The sequence below is a fragment of the Eubacteriales bacterium mix99 genome (assembly GCA_038396605.1).
GTDB lineage: Bacteria > Bacillota > Clostridia > Caldicoprobacterales > DTU083 > UBA4874.
In genome coordinates, this window is record CP121690.1 from 282,777 (window position 1) to 298,265 (window position 15,489).

General features: G+C 44.9%; 13 protein-coding genes. 1 reads left to right on the forward strand and 12 read right to left on the reverse strand.

Annotated elements, in window-relative coordinates; translation table 11 throughout:
• Positions 1 to 114: 114 nt before the first annotated feature.
• Complete coding sequence (locus QBE55_01155) at positions 115 to 822, forward strand: helix-turn-helix domain-containing protein (protein ID WZL78809.1); 708 nt, start codon at positions 115 to 117, stop codon at positions 820 to 822.
• A 28-nt stretch (positions 823 to 850) separates the two neighbouring features.
• Here QBE55_01155 and QBE55_01160 read toward each other — a convergent pair whose 3' ends face one another.
• From QBE55_01160 to QBE55_01215, 12 genes are all read right to left on the reverse strand, one after another.
• Positions 851 to 1,390 (reverse strand): hypothetical protein, encoded by a 540-nt coding sequence (locus tag QBE55_01160; GenBank protein ID WZL78810.1) that lies wholly within the window; start codon positions 1,388 to 1,390, stop codon positions 851 to 853.
• Between the two features lie 16 nt (positions 1,391 to 1,406).
• Entirely contained in the window at positions 1,407 to 3,554 is a 2,148-nt protein-coding gene (locus QBE55_01165) for a hydantoinase/oxoprolinase family protein (protein ID WZL78811.1), read from the reverse strand.
• Between the two features lie 26 nt (positions 3,555 to 3,580).
• Complete coding sequence (locus QBE55_01170) at positions 3,581 to 4,864, reverse strand: hypothetical protein (protein WZL78812.1); 1,284 nt, start codon at positions 4,862 to 4,864, stop codon at positions 3,581 to 3,583.
• 21 nt (positions 4,865 to 4,885) lie between these two features.
• Positions 4,886 to 6,232, reverse strand: coding sequence for an FAD-dependent oxidoreductase (locus tag QBE55_01175; protein WZL78813.1), 1,347 nt, complete (start codon positions 6,230 to 6,232; stop codon positions 4,886 to 4,888).
• 299 nt (positions 6,233 to 6,531) lie between these two features.
• Positions 6,532 to 7,647, reverse strand: coding sequence for an Ldh family oxidoreductase (locus tag QBE55_01180; GenBank protein WZL78814.1), 1,116 nt, complete (start codon positions 7,645 to 7,647; stop codon positions 6,532 to 6,534).
• A gap of 132 nt (positions 7,648 to 7,779) precedes the next feature.
• A complete protein-coding gene (locus QBE55_01185) occupies positions 7,780 to 8,232 on the reverse strand; it encodes a hypothetical protein (GenBank protein WZL78815.1) in 453 nt (150 codons plus the stop codon).
• 235 nt (positions 8,233 to 8,467) lie between these two features.
• Positions 8,468 to 9,247, reverse strand: coding sequence for a gluconate 5-dehydrogenase (locus tag QBE55_01190; GenBank protein WZL78816.1), 780 nt, complete (start codon positions 9,245 to 9,247; stop codon positions 8,468 to 8,470).
• Between the two features lie 46 nt (positions 9,248 to 9,293).
• Positions 9,294 to 10,136, reverse strand: a complete 843-nt coding sequence (gene kduI, locus QBE55_01195) for a 5-dehydro-4-deoxy-D-glucuronate isomerase (protein ID WZL78817.1) — start codon at positions 10,134 to 10,136, stop codon at positions 9,294 to 9,296.
• A gap of 34 nt (positions 10,137 to 10,170) precedes the next feature.
• Entirely contained in the window at positions 10,171 to 10,833 is a 663-nt protein-coding gene (locus tag QBE55_01200) for a GntR family transcriptional regulator (GenBank protein ID WZL78818.1), read from the reverse strand.
• The gene (locus QBE55_01205) at positions 10,833 to 11,543 is read right to left on the reverse strand and encodes a hypothetical protein (GenBank protein ID WZL78819.1); all 711 of its coding nucleotides are present in this window, start codon (positions 11,541 to 11,543) and stop codon (positions 10,833 to 10,835) included. The genes QBE55_01200 and QBE55_01205 overlap by 1 nt, the downstream gene beginning before the upstream one ends.
• A 73-nt stretch (positions 11,544 to 11,616) precedes the next feature.
• Positions 11,617 to 13,752, reverse strand: a complete 2,136-nt coding sequence (locus QBE55_01210) for a hydantoinase/oxoprolinase family protein (protein WZL78820.1) — start codon at positions 13,750 to 13,752, stop codon at positions 11,617 to 11,619.
• A 146-nt stretch (positions 13,753 to 13,898) separates the two neighbouring features.
• On the reverse strand, positions 13,899 to 15,245 hold the full coding sequence (locus tag QBE55_01215; protein ID WZL78821.1) for a citrate transporter: 1,347 nt from the start codon (positions 15,243 to 15,245) through the stop codon (positions 13,899 to 13,901).
• Positions 15,246 to 15,489: the final 244 nt, after the last annotated feature.

Below are 15,489 nucleotides of genomic sequence, written 5' to 3' on the forward strand. Positions count from 1 at the left end.
TCTTCTCAGTCGGACAACTTTTTCATTTCATGACGGATACTGTACACCATCGTTATTTCTGATATAATAGATATCGGTGATGAAACGTTGGCAAATCGATATGATGATAAGGTAATGTCTGTAACAAAGGCACTATATATATTGGAAGAACTGATTGTTGACCCGGAAGGTTTGGGGCTTATTGATCTGAGCAACAGAGTCTCAATGAACAAAACTACAGTTTACAGAATTCTGACTTCTTTAATGGAGAGAGATTTCGTAGAGCAAGACAATATAACCGGTAAATATAAACTTGGCATGAAAATATTAAGCCTTGCCCATACTTTTTATGATCGGCTTGATTTACGGGGATTGATTCGTCAATTTTTCGATACTTCGAATGAGGAAGAATCCATTGTCGTTGTGAAACCATACTCAAATAATTGTTCCCTGATAGATGTGATTGGAAACCAGGAAATGATCCGAAATTCAGACATAAATGATTGTCTGAAAAATTATATCTCAATAAAAGAAGTATATTACACAAATTATTTGAAATGGAAAAATATTGATACCTTTTATATGGGAGATTTATCCAAACAAGATCAGAAGGAATTACGTCAGAAAATGAGGCTGATAGCCATTCAAGGTTACGATTATGTGGAGGCCGATTATAATGACTATCCTTCTCTGTGTATCCCCATCTATAATTATGCCAGAGAACTTGCCGCGATGGTTTGTCTTTTCTCTAAACAACTTCTGGATAAGAATTATTTATCTGAAAAAATATTGGAGTATACGGATAAGGGCAATTTGATTTCAAGAAACCTGGGGCTTCCATAAAAACAAATTGCCCTATCTTTAGTCATCTTTAATCAATATTGGAAAAATATGCATTCTCCAAATTCGCCGCACTAATGGCAGTATTATTCAGGGTTTGGGCAAATGCATCCGCTGCTATCTCGGATGCAGCAAGAACAGGTCGCCCAATTCGGAACAAACCAAAATATACTACTGGGACTTTGAATTTTTTGGATGTCAGTCCCCAACGTGAGACTTCAAAATGATGGAACAATTCATGAGTGAGGATTAAGTTTTCAACCACACCCTTATCATAGCTTTTCGCTATGATTTCAATACTTTTTTCATTCAGGACAATGTTCTTTTTCTTTGCGTGGTATTCTGCAAACTTAACATAATCCGCATTCACATCATCATGCACATCAAAAGTAATGGAAACCTGTTCCTGATGTGCGATATAAAAGGGATCCCGGCTTCCGAATTCATTATAAATCCTGGAGGCGTTGTTTTCACCTATGTTTTTTGCTTCCGCAAAAACCAATTCCCTTTTCTGTTGATCCAGCAATTTCGAATAGGGGTATTGGTTAAATCTCTCAAGATCTTCGTTCATCGGCATGATGATTCCCTCATCGCTTTCTGGTAATCAAGATATAGTCCTCATTTTCATTCAACTCCGACAGCTCAACATCAATCAGCGACGTTACCTGCTCTATGTTCTCCAGACCGGACAAGTCCGAAACCTTCGCATTGACAATCAGATGGATCTCCGGCATGGTTTTGCCGGCCTCATCAAATTTCGTATCGCTTTCAATGCAGTTGATGAGCCCACTCTTATCCTTTTTCCCTAGGATATGGTAATTTGCATTTTCTATATTCAGTTTTATGACACCATTTCTATCAATCAGGCACAGCAGGCGGGACTTCTTTTTAAAGAAAAAAAGTTTGGGCTTGGTGGTGTAAGTTACTTCAAAAAGAGAATAGATGCCGTTTTCACTTACCTTGGAAACAGACAAATCTGAAAAATTGTCAAAGGATTTGTCTACAATTTTTTGGATCTCCTCATCACTCAGTTTCTTCCCTGCTTTTTTCTGCGCGCTTAATTCTGTTGTTCCAACCGCTGTTGCCTTAACCACGTTTTTAGTGGCATCAATATCAATGGTAACTTCAATGGAGCCTGGAGAGGCACCGGATTCCATCGCTCTTTGCGCAGCATCTTTCCGGATTTCGAGAATATCATTTTGAGTCGGATTCACGATGGTTCGCTCCACCGAGTCTCTTACCATGGCAAGCGCGGCGCCAATGGTTGCGATGATAGGTGCATTATCTGCAATCTTGTATTTTAATCCCATACTTTTGGCAAGTGCCGGCACAACAACACTCGCACCGCCGCCGCCACCATTTAGCTCTAAGTAATTCCGCGACAGGTTATATTGTTTTATAAACTCTTCCACTGCGGGTCTTACTTTCGAGACTGCGATTGCCATGATCTCCTCCTCTACTTTCTTTCCGCTTCTGTTAAAATAGCTTTCCAGAATTTCGGTTATGCGGGCGACCACATCGTCCTGTGCTTTTGCATAGTCCTCCGCATCGATTAAGCCAAGAATGTTTGCAATACATGTTAAAGTAACCGCAAACTTCTTCCCTTCACTGTTTTCGATTGCCAGATAATTATCTGTATAATCCGCTGCTATTCTTACACTGGTAACGTGCGCATCCTTTAAATCCTTTAGATCAGCAAAGCAGGCATATTCAAGCCCCGCAATATGTGCACTTCTCGGCCCTACATCCTTAATCACCTTATCCGTGCATCGTATCATACTTCCGCCGGCAATGCCAACCGTATGAATATCCAATGAATTGACATAAGTCTTATGACCGCCAATTGTGGCATATTTGGTGATCACTTTGCCGTTCTGAATAGCAGAGATATCAGTGGACGTTCCTCCCACTTCAAGAAATATGCCATCTGATATTTTTTCATACATCAAAGCACCTGCCACCCCTGCTGCCGGACCGGATAATACCGTTAAAATAGGCCGCTTCTTGATCTCATCAATCTGCATGACCCCGCCATCCGATCTCATAATCATGAGAGGCGCCTTGATTTCAGCAGTTTTCACCGCATTGCCCGTCATCGTTGCCGTTTGAACCATTTTTGGCAGAATGGAACCGTTGATTACACTCGTTTTCGTCCTTGCTTTCAGCCCATACAATTTGGAAAGCTCATGTGTTGCAGTTGCCAACAGACCTCTTTCCCTTACAAGACCTGCAACGTTCTTTTCATTATCCGGGTTATCAACAGAAAACGCTTCACTGATAACCGCGACTTCAACTCCTTCGTCTTTGAATCGGTCAACGATCCCATTTACCCTGTCCGTAAAATCCCCGGAAGAAGTATCGATAAACTCATATTCCGTGTTGATCTCTTTCCCATCTTCCAACGGTACATTGCCAAGCCGTGTATCATTTTTGATTTTGGAAACCCCGATTCCTGAGCCCATTCCAATGATTCCTATTTTGGCCACATCACCTTCCAGCAAAGCATTTGTAGCCTGTGTTGTCCCGTGCGCAATAAAGACAACATCGCTGGGCTGATAACCAATTTCCTCCAGCAGAAGGTTTAATATTTTGATTACTCCACTGGCAACGCCTTCCCTTGCATTATGCGTCGTCGGAAGTTTATTCTGTGCAATTATCTCATAGGTATCATTATCAAGGGCAACAGCATCGGTAAAAGTCCCCCCAACATCGATGCCAATTCTTATTTTTCTCATCCAGCTTCCAGCTCCTTGCAGTATATTTACATAAACACGATAACGCCAACAATGACACCCATTAAGACGACAAGGGCATCCACCAGGAAGGTACCGCGTGTGTACTTCCCGACCTTAAGCTGCAGATAGCCGCACGCCCAGGTAACCTGCGATGCTGTTGGGTCATTCACTCCTACATAGTAATCATACAACCAGGCCAGACAAATAATCAGGCCAATTGGCAAAGCCGTATTTAATAAGATTCCGATTAATGCAGCTCCCAATCCCCAGGGATTCAGCGGACCACGATACATGGTAAGAAATGGACCAATGAGACCGAAGACCAGAATGATTGGCAACGCTTTGGTGGGGACTATGCCGGTCAACATTTTCTGCATGGGTGCCAGCAACGCTTCCTGTTTCGCAGCTGCCAATACCATGCCAATGCCCATCATGATCAGAATGGTCACCGCGACGTTTGCAAATCCGTCAAAGGAAGAACGATTGATTAAATCAAGGGAACCTTTAAATTTCTTCTTCCATCCCGTAGAAAGAATCGCGTAAATAATGCCGGCAATCAGAGCAGCATTCACATTCCAATCGAACAAGAATACCGTGATCAACGGTATGATTGGAGCAATCACTGCATAAAGAGGAACATCGTCCTTGTCTTCCTTTTTCTTCTTCGGGTTTTTCGCAGCCCATGAAAACACCGGCCCGCTTACCTTAATTCCAACAATGATAAAGACGATGCTGACAATGATTGCGATAATTGCCAAAAAAACTGCCGTTTGTTTTATAAGAGGGTCCGTTGCATCCAGACCTGCCAGGCCGCCGATAAAGGCCCACCTGGATACATTAAAGAAATATCCCAATTGTGTGGAAGCCAGCATCACAAAAGCAGCTATTACCTTAGGCACTCCAACGGATAGCATAATTGGAAAAACAATAATGCCAAGCATAATTTTTGCACCGACTCCATTTAAGCCGACAAAGCAAAATCCGCAGGCGAAAAAGCAAAGAATAGCTATGAAATACGGATTGTCGCCGCCTAATTCAGCGGCAGTCCGAATGAGCTTTTCCGCAATTCCAGTCTTTTTTATGATTTCTCCCAAAACAGCTGCCACAAGGGTGGAGAATATCGCCTCTGACATTCCGCTTAGTCCAGTACCTACCACATCATTGATGATTGTTTTAAATGGAAGCCCAACGGCGCAGCAAAGCAATACGGCCATTAAAGGAAGAGCGACAACGGCATTAATTTTATCCGATACCATCAGCCCAACAATCACAATAAATATAGCAAGGATTAAGATAATCTGTAAAGTCATGATTCCGATTCCTGCTCCTCTCTAGTTGTAATTCAACACTTGCCCGTTATGAATAAGTGTTTCCTGTAATTTAGGAATACAAACATCTTTCGGATTTACTTCGTCTGCCACTGCCAGACCCGCTGCGGTTCCTGCAGCTTCACCCATGGCAAATACAGACGGCATAATCCGGATTGCGCCAAGTGCTTCATGAGTCGCTGAGACACACTTTCCAGCCACAAGCAAATTGTCTATCTTTTGAGGCAATAGAATCCTGTAGGGAACCCTGTAAACATCAGCAACATTCGTATTCTCTTTTTTATAGCTTGTACCTGTCAGGGCACCTTTGGAAGGATGCAAATCAACGGGATAGCTACACAATGAGATCGTATCATTATATTCAGTATTTTTAATCAGATCATTTTCTGTCAGCGTATATAAACCCTGGATTCTTCGGGACTCCCTTATTCCCACAATGGAGCCGGTCTGCGCAATTCTCGCGTTTTCCAGCCCCGGCAATCTTTTAAGGAAATCCATTAGGAACTGAACTTGTTTCATCCCTTCCAGATAAGCCTGATTCATACTTTGCTGATCCGTTGGATCATAGCCTTGAAGTCGGGTGGTGTTCAGTCTCCACTCTCCTGACTTCACCATATGATATAATCCTATTTTGTTACGATTGATTTGAAATTCTCCATTTTCTCTGGCTTCTTCGATGATATCATGATAGGGTAAATATTTTGTTTCTTCCTTTTGGTTCAGGAATCTTACGATCTTGTCATCGTCGGCATTATAAATCCAAAAAAACAATGTCATGGGCTGCAATTCATTCTCAACATCAGCAATAACACATGGAACCCCTGACTTACAGCTCAGCAGTGCATCTCCGGTAGCGTCTATAAAAACTTTTGCCGAATAGTTCACATAACGATTTCCATCATAAGCTTTTAATTCTTTAATGGTATTGTTTTCCACAGCCACATCGGTCAAAACAGTATTCAGATGAACTGTCACACCTGCTTCAGCAAGCAGCTCAGTTAAAACCATCTTTAAACATTCCGGCTCAAACGGAGTTACGTTGTTATGCCTTAATTTAATCCAGCAACCATATTCACTCACCATTCCGGTCTTTGAGGGATGTATCGCTCCCCCTCTCTTCTCCATCCTGCGAACAATTTCATCAAAAATGCCCTTTATAATCTGATGTTTCCCTTTTGGATCAAAACATGTCATAAACGGTCCTACCAGGCCATTGGTCGCAGTACCTCCCACAACACCTGTCTTCTCTATCAACAATGTTTCAGCCCCGGATCTTGCAGAAGCAATCGCTGCCACAACACCTGCACAACCGCCTCCGACAATCACAACATCACCCGAAAACCTGTCCATCCTTTACCAGCCTCCTTTATCCGAATATCCCGAAATCTAGTTTCGTATTACGAAATTACTATATAACAAAAATCAATTTCTGTCAATATGTAACATAAAATAATTTTAAAAGTTGTGTTGTAATGACCGGTTGTCGAATTTCTAAAGACGAAAAAGGTAATGAATGACTCCAAAATGGGTTAAAAAAAATATGACTGACGTTGCAAAGGACAATTATGGCAGCAGCCTGAGGCCAGGAACATCTGGATGACCTCAAAATGCCGCCTTTTAAATTGGCACAAAAATTCCGATCAGATAGTTCAGATGGTCTCTATATCTGTAATCGATGAAGCGTCAAAATAATCATTTATATCAACATGCTGCTCTTTGGCAATTTTCTGCATTTCCTGGAAAGTTTTTTTGTTTACCGGGATACCGATTTTCTTTTTCTTCTGTTCCTCTTCCAGCTCCTTTTCGCCATGGATAAAGATTCTGTCTTCCCCCGTTGCCTTGGGCGAATTCCTAATTTCACGAAGGTAATCCGAGAAACGACTCCTGATCTCCTTCTTTCCCCCAAAAATGCCGTAATCTACTGCCCAGAAACAATGTGAAATCCCTGAATAGGAACCCGAACTGGAAATATGGTTGGCAGTAGGCCCACCGGATAATATGCCCGTACACAGTTCACAAATCAGCGCAAGGCCATATCCTTTATAGCCTGAGTGCAATTCGCCTTCCCCACCCAGAGGCAGGATCCCTCCGCCTATTCGGTGAATGATATTATACAGCACCCTTTTGGGATCATTGCTTCCCGTTCCGTCTTCATCCAGTACCCACCCGTCAGGAAGCGGACGCTCCGTTTTATTGTAAACTTCCAGCTTACCACGGGGAACCACCGTTGTCGCCGCATCAAAAAGGAAAGGGATTGGGTCAGCCGGCATTGCCAGTGAGATCGGGTCCGTCCCCAGCATTGGTTGTTTGCCAAAGGTGGGAAGCATGATAGCCTCCGTATTCGTCATGCAGATACCTATCATGTCTTCCTCAACGGCCATTTTGGCATAATAACCTGCAATACCAAAGTGGTTGGAATTGCACACCTGTATCATTCCAATGCCGTTCTTATGAGCTTTTTTTATTGCCAGCTGCATACCATGTACTCCGGACAACTGGCCCATGGCTCTGTCCGCATCGATTACAGCAGACACCGGTGTTTCATGAATGACTTTCGGTACGGCATGGATAGAGACCATCCCTCTGCCAATTTCCCGGTCATATCTGACCAATCGCTGCACCCCGTGCGATTCGATCCCATAAAGATCTGCCCGCAAAAGTACATCTGTAATAACATGACTCTGCTCATTTGTAAATCCATAGCTTGTAAAAATTTCTTCACAGAATGTAATCATTTTATCATATGGTAATGTTATGTAGTCCACTATATTGCCTCCTCTTCCTATCATCACAGCTATCTGTGTGATAGAGACAGCTGTATCATTCAATAGCAAATCTGTGGTTTATCCAATGCTTATACATTCCTATAAATTGTAACGATGGATCGCGACAGCATCCTAATCATCGTCGTCATCAAAGTCTTCCTCGTACTCCTCTTCGTATTCATCATAATATTGTTCGGGTGCCTCTCCTTTTGAGCGGATCACCTCCGGCTTTTTTGTTTCTTCCTCCAGTATCCTGAGAACTTTACAGTTAAAGGTCCAATCCTCACCAAAGTCAAACAGATATAGAAACTTTTTGCCTGCCGTCAAGCCGACTTGCTTCAGCTTATAATGGGTGGCCAGTCTGTCAGCAGAGTCTGCGTTGTCGCTGTAATAAGCATCTCCATTGTCCCATCGTTTATTATTTAAAAAGAACGCATACAAATGATCATTATCGAATTCGAATGCATCAAGAACAGCCTGAGCAAAACAATCCAATGTTGCGTTTGAGGATATCTTAATATGCCGGTAACAACCAGTACCGAGCGAAACGCTGATGACGTAGCTAACCTCTTTTTCCCTTTTCATATCTGAACTCCCCTTTTCATTCTTCTAAATTTCAGAGTGCCGGATTCCTCACACTTTTCTTATTCCACTTCCGGAATATAAAAGTGTAAATATATTCTATCAAATTTCAGCGGTTTTGTCTCAGAAAAAAGCATTGGCCTCTCCCTTAAGGTGAGGCCAATGTTGCTGCAAAGCAACCAATGCTATTGCAAAATGAACATGTGAGTAAAACTATATTTTCAGCTCGCCTGAAATTTTACTCGGGTTGCCTGCCAATATAAGCGAGAATCCCGCCATCGACATAAAGAATATGACCGTTGACAAAATCAGAGGCTGGCGAGGAAAGAAAGACAGCGGGGCCCACCAGGTCCTGTGGCGTACCCCAACGCGCCGCCGGAGTCCTGGAGATAATAAAGCTGTTGAAAGGATGTCCATCGGTACGCAGGGGAGCAGTCTGGGGCGTAGCAATATAACCCGGACCGATACCATTGCACTGAATGTTGTATTTACCGTATTCTGAAGCAATGTTTTTGGTAAGCATTTTAAGGCCACCTTTGCCCGCCGCATACGCCGAAACGGTTTCCCGACCGAGTTCGCTCATCATCGAACAAATGTTAATGATTTTACCGCCTCCCTTTTTGATCATAGCAGGAAGGACCGCCTTGGAGACAATGAATGGCGCATTCAGGTTCACGTCGACAACCTGTCGGAATTCGGCTGCTGTCATATCACACATGGGGATTCGCTTAATGATTCCTGCGTTATTAAAAAGAATATCAATGATACCGACATCCTTCTCTATCTGCGATACCATATCATTTACCTGCTCTTCGCTGGTCACATCACATACATATCCATGTACATCAATACCAGCTTGCCGGTATGCCTCGAGCCCTTTATCCACCCGATCCTGCCGGATATCGTTGAATACCAGCTTTGCACCCGCTTTTGCCAAACCGCTTGCGATTGCAAACCCGATTCCGTACGACCCTCCTGTCACCAAAGCTACTTTGCCATCCAATCGGAATGCATCCATAAGATTTCTCCCCTTTCTCATAATTATGCTAAGGTAAAAGCTGAATTTAACGCAGATCCATATTGGCAATGCCATCCATATCGTCAAACTCCTTATTTTCTCCGCACATTGCCCAGACAAAGGAATAGTTTGCGGTGCCGCATCCGGAATGAATCGACCAGGATGGATTGATTACTGCCTGCTCGTTGGTCATGACAATATGACGGGTTTCCTGAGGCTGCCCCATCAAATGAAACACAACATTGTCCTGTGGGATGTCAAAGTACATATACACCTCCATACGACGTTCGTGTGTATGAGCTGGCATCGTGTTCCAGACACTGCCCGGTTTGAGAATGGTGCAGCCCATTGACAGCTGGCAGGTCTCAAGCACATCGGGATGAATGAATTGGTTTATGGTGCGCTCATTTGCCGTTTCCGCTGCACCCTGATCCCGGTGGATTGCCATTTTAAAAGGAATATAGGTTGTAGGACAGGGCTTATGTGCGGGTACCGAACACATATAGAATTTAGGAGGATGATCAGGATTTTTTGCACCCAGGGTAACCTGGCGGGTACCCATTGACACGTACAATCCCTCTATATGCCCCAACTCAAACGTATCATCATCAGCTGTGACAATCCCATCGCCACCAATATTGATGATTCCAAGTTCGCGCCGTTCTAGAAAATAACGTACACCGAAGTTTTTCCGACAGTCGATATTTTTTTCAATAGCCAGGGTTTCCCGCACTGGCATTGCTCCCATTACTACAATTCGGTCCACATGGGAATACATGGCAGTTACGTCATCCGGGAGAAACAATTTTTCCATAAGAAATTCCTCCCGTAGTTCCTGGGTTGTGTACCGTTTAAAATCTTTTTGATTTGCGCTATAACGAATATCCATTGATATACCTCCTTTTATCACTTTCCTGATTCCATTATTCTGTAAAATAATTGGGATAAAGCCTGGGTAATCCCACAATATTCTCCTGCCCTTTGCTCAGGTGCTTGCTCAGTACTTTGCGCATTCCGTCTTCATCACGTTGTCTGGCAGCATACATAATCGCCTCATCATCCTGCAAAACTTTCGGATCAAAGCCATAGTGCCTGAGTGACAAATAACGTAAACGACTGTAATGGGAATTGGAAGATTCAATTATTTTCCAGGCAAGACGCTGCCCTGCCGTCTCAAACAGAATCCGTTGAAACCGATTTCCCATATCAAAAAACTCCCGGAACTTCTGACGCTCCATGGCACGATGCTGAATACCGATAACATTTTCCAACGTATCAACCACCAACGGACTGCAGTTTTTAATGAAGCTGTCAACCATGGACAATTCAAGGGAATTACAAATAAAGCGCTCTTCCTGAATACGGTCCATGCTGATAAGAGAAACAGCAGTGCGGGCTTGTGGGTAAATATGCACCAAATCCTCCTGCTGCAGTCGGACAACTGCCTCCCGTACCGGTGTACGGCTTGAGCCATAGGTATCTGCCAGTTTTTGCACACTGACGGCAAGTCCTGGTTCCAGTACAAGATACATGATGTCGTCTTTTATTTTCCGGTACACTCGGTCATTCAAAGTAACATTTGGCATTAATTGGTTTCCACTTTCTCTTGAATTTTTGCGCTGGACAGAATCTCCATCACATCCGCATAAATACTTCTGGCACCCATCGGATTACGGCCGAAAAATAACAGCACATCCAGTATGAAAGGATTGCAATCTATTTTGGTGAACGTCCTTGCAAAGCTCATGGACGCAATTTCACTGACAGCACGAATAGTAGAATCATTTTTAAAACACAAAACCTTCCATAAACGGATCGTCTCATTACGTGTATAAATATCGCCGGCATGAACCTCCTCCACGTAATGGAAAATCTCATGTGCCAGCAACAGCGCACGCACTTCCCCGGGTGTTGGAAAGAGTACAGCCCGCTTATTGGCTGTCTGTTTCTGATAAAGATCGGCGTAAGCATCCAGCGTATCACTCATAATCTCAATACGTTTGTCCGGCACGAACTGTGCAAACACCACTCTCCCCCCGGTCATGGACCGGTCACTCTCCACTGCCTCCAGATCCAAATCCCTTGCCAACGTAAAAGGGTCGGATGTACCAGTTCGTGCCCGCATTTGCTCAGCCCACTGTGCGCCACAGTCAAAGGACTTGCGAATCATCTCATCCCGCCCTTCCGGAGTGACACGATCCCGCAGGATATCACGTGAAAAAGCATAGCGGCCCCAGGTCATATCATCCACAGTACGCATGTTTCGCATCATCGTCTCCAACGTTATTTCTTCCATATAAATATAGCACCCTTCTGCAGAGGATACAGGCTGTTTTCGCGTGTTGCATCCGAAACTCGCCGATCCCCGGTTAGTTCTGCCGGGTGTTCGCCGCCACCACCATTACCTCATCTCCGGGGTTCAGGTTATTCACCTCAAGCTCGATCAACAGCTTAAGCTGCTCAAATTCCATACTGGAAAAATCCACCACACGAGCTCCCATGCAAATATAGTAATCCGGACGAATAATAACTTCACTCTTATATTCCGCCATATCATCCCATAGCTGTCGGATCGCACCTTCGAAGCTTTCTGCCGTGGTGCGCAGAGCCATGCCGCAACTGCGCTGTACTTTAATGAATCCCTTGGTATCCAGAATGCGTATAGGGCTGGCCTTGCCGGCATCCACACAATTTTTATCCCCATATATATAGAAATATTGGGTCTTTTCAATCAGCTTGACCTGAGTGACAGGCAAACGCATATCCTCAGCAGCCAGTCTGCAGGCTTCGCCTTCGTCACACTCTGTAAGTAGATCAGTAGTCCGGACCTCCGTCGAGCCTGTGGCAGTTGCCCGGACTTTGGAGGTTTGTGCGTCAATTTCAATATGCACTTCGACACTTTCAGGGGTGGCTCCACTTTCAATGGCTTTATTGATTGCCTCGGTTTTAATGGCGCGGATATCATTTTGACTGGGGGATGGGATAATACGTTCCACAACGTCATGCACCATGGCCAGTGCCACACCAATGGAAGAAATAACCTCAGCATTTTCAGGAATGGAGTATCGGACTCCCAGCTTGTTGGCAAAATACACAATCAGAGATGCCGCGCCACCGCCAACTCCCACCAGGGAAAGCTGATCTTTTTCCAGCTTGTACTTATCAGCCAGAGAAAGAATAATCGGTTCTATTTTTGCATAGGCATGCTCCATAATCTGCGCAGCAATGTCTTCCACACTGGTTCCGCAGTAATCTGCCAATGCCTGCATGGCCTTACGGGCAGCTTCAGCGCTGCCATAGGAAAAGTGCTCCGGTTTTACAAGCCCCAGTACATTGGCTGCACAGGAATTGGTAATGGCGACCCGCTTACCATTGGCAAAGCGGACAGCCACATAATCCGATGGATCGCCAGGTTTCGGACTGAAGAACTCGATCTTTGGGCCCTCCATCTCTTCAGGATTGCTGTAAACTGAGTATTCCAGGCCTGCAATGTGGGCAGAACGCGGGCCTATATCAACAACTCCTTTCCTGTTGGCCCGCACCATGCTGCCACCAGCACAGCCCAGAACACGCACATCCAGACTGGTAATGTAGGTGGAATGGCCTCCTACAATGGAGTAATCAATGGCCGGGCGCCCGTTTTTAATGACGCCGATATTGGTGGTGGTGCCACCCACCTCAAAATACACACCATTGGAGGCACGCAGGTACATCAGACTGCCCATGACGGAAGCCGCCGGACCGGATAACATAGTCAGCACCGGACGCTTCTTCATCTCATTGATCGCCATAACACCGCCATCACCACGCATAATCATCAAAGGTACCATAACACCCGCTTCATGTATCGAAGCCTCGGTGGAGTTGGCAGTGTCCAGCATTTTGGGTAAAATGGATGCATTGATAGCCGCAGTGCGGGTACGGCGAGTCAGACCATACAGTTTGGTGATATCCGAAGCCATAGTGGTGGGCAGGCCCTTCTCACTGCACACCTGATATACGAGTTGCTCCGGTTCGCTGTTGTCCACACCAAATGCCATGGAGGCTACAATGACCTGTGCGCCTTGATCTACCAATTCATCCACAGCCTGTTCCACCGTCCGTCTGTCAAAATGTTTGGCACTGATGAAGGTATTTACAATATGAATACTCTTGCCATTGCCAAGATCAATATCATCAAGACACACCTGACGCCTGGCAAGAAACCCTTCCACGCCACCCCTGGCCATGCCCAGAATGCCCACCACAGCCACATCGCCTTCGATAAGGGCATTGGTTGCCTGGGTAGTACTGTGGGCCACGAAAACAACTTCTGAAGTGTCAATGTTATTTTCGTGCAGACAATTTTCAAAGCTCTCCACGACACCTGCCGCAACACCACGAGGATCACTATGTGTGGTCTTGACGCTGGATTTTCCAATGATTTCATGGGTGTCATTGTCAATCGCAACAGCTTTGGTATAGGTACCGCCGACATCAATACCCATTCTCACTGTTCTCGCCATTATTTCTACCTCTTTCAACATATAAATTATAATAAGACCCGCAGGCAATTGCAAGCGGCAGCCCAGGGGCAAAAAGGTGGACGGGATACAGAATCCTCCGTGCGCACCTTTTCACACCATTCCACGGGATCAATGGACCGGATTCGCTAGACCAGATTACCATACAGGAAGAATGCCACAAAGCATAGGATTGCCCCGGCAATCCATCCGGTGGGAATCGAGTATTTCATAAAATCCCGGGAGCTTACCTTGGAATATCCAAGGCCCCAGGCTACCCAGGACTGCGTGATATCAAGATGCTGCGGCACAATGGTCGTAACGGCAAACAGCGGATAAATAAAGGCAACGGGCCATTTTGCCAGGGACAGCACCACCGCTGCAATCGCGGTTCCACAACCTACAAGGTTGGTCGGACCACGGAAGAACCCCAATGGGACCAATACCGCAAACAAAGCAGCAATCCCAAACGCAGTGGTTGGGAAAATACCACCGATAACCGCCTTAAAATAAGGTGCTGCATAAGTGGCTGCATTGTTGAACATGGCAAGTGTCAGCAGAAAACCAATCATCGGAGCCACATCCACTGCACCGTCGGCAAACTGTTTGGCCAGCATACGGCAAATCCCGGAGAATTTCTGCCTTAATTTGCCACAGGTAAGCAGGGCATACAAAGCGGACGCAATAAAAGCAAGAATAATCGGGCACTTCGTGGTTACCACCAGAACGACCGGAAGAATGACCGATATCCAGGAATACCACGGGGCGGTTTCCTCTTTTCCATTGGATGAAACCGCAGCCCAGGCATGGGTGACTTTCTCTTTGTTCAGAGCCAGGCTGGCAACAATCAGTACCACTATCAGGCAGACAACCATGGCAATTGCGCCAAAAAGAAAGTAAGCGTTGTAATCATACTGCTGGAGGAAAGCCGGCTCAATACCACCCAGTATTCCCTGATACTGAGTAAAATTTGTGATATTAGCGCAGATTCCGGCCATAATAGAGCCCATAAAAGCAAACAGCGCAATAGCAGAGGGAATACCCAATGCCTGCAGAATCGGCATTACAATTACTGCAATGGAAATAACCGGCCCAATACCGGTCATGGACGTAAAGCAAAGGGAAGTGACGATGCAAAGCAGGACCATGGTAATACGAGGCCTGTCGCCGCCCAACTCCACAACCTTGCGGATCAAGGTAGCGGCGATTCCGGTATCTACCAGCACACGACCAAAGAAGGCACCAAAAAATATATTAACTAAAATCGAACTTGCATAACCTTCCGGACCGGTCTGGTATACATTTTTAAGTACACTGAGCAGATTCTCATCCTCCATGGCGGGACTGGGACTTATGGCATTGCCAATCAGGGCCATAACTGTCCATATCGTAGCCATTGTAAAAAAGCCTACCATCAGGTTATGGCCCTTGACACAGTAGATAATCATGCCAATAAAGGTCAGGATCATCAAAATACCGATGATAATTTCTGCCATTTTTGATCTACCTCCAATCAAAATCTTCGGATATAAGAAACCAGTTGTCTTAAAAACATCTGCTGAATGTTGGAACTGCCAAACGATGAAAAGTTGTGCGCGCACGAGCAACTGACATGTTAGTTGCTTCACTAACATGTTAGCATCTAAATAAATATTTGTCAATAGAAAATTTCATAAGATCTACAAAAAATTATATTTATTCGTGAATATTCAACTAGATATATAGATACAAATCTTCCAA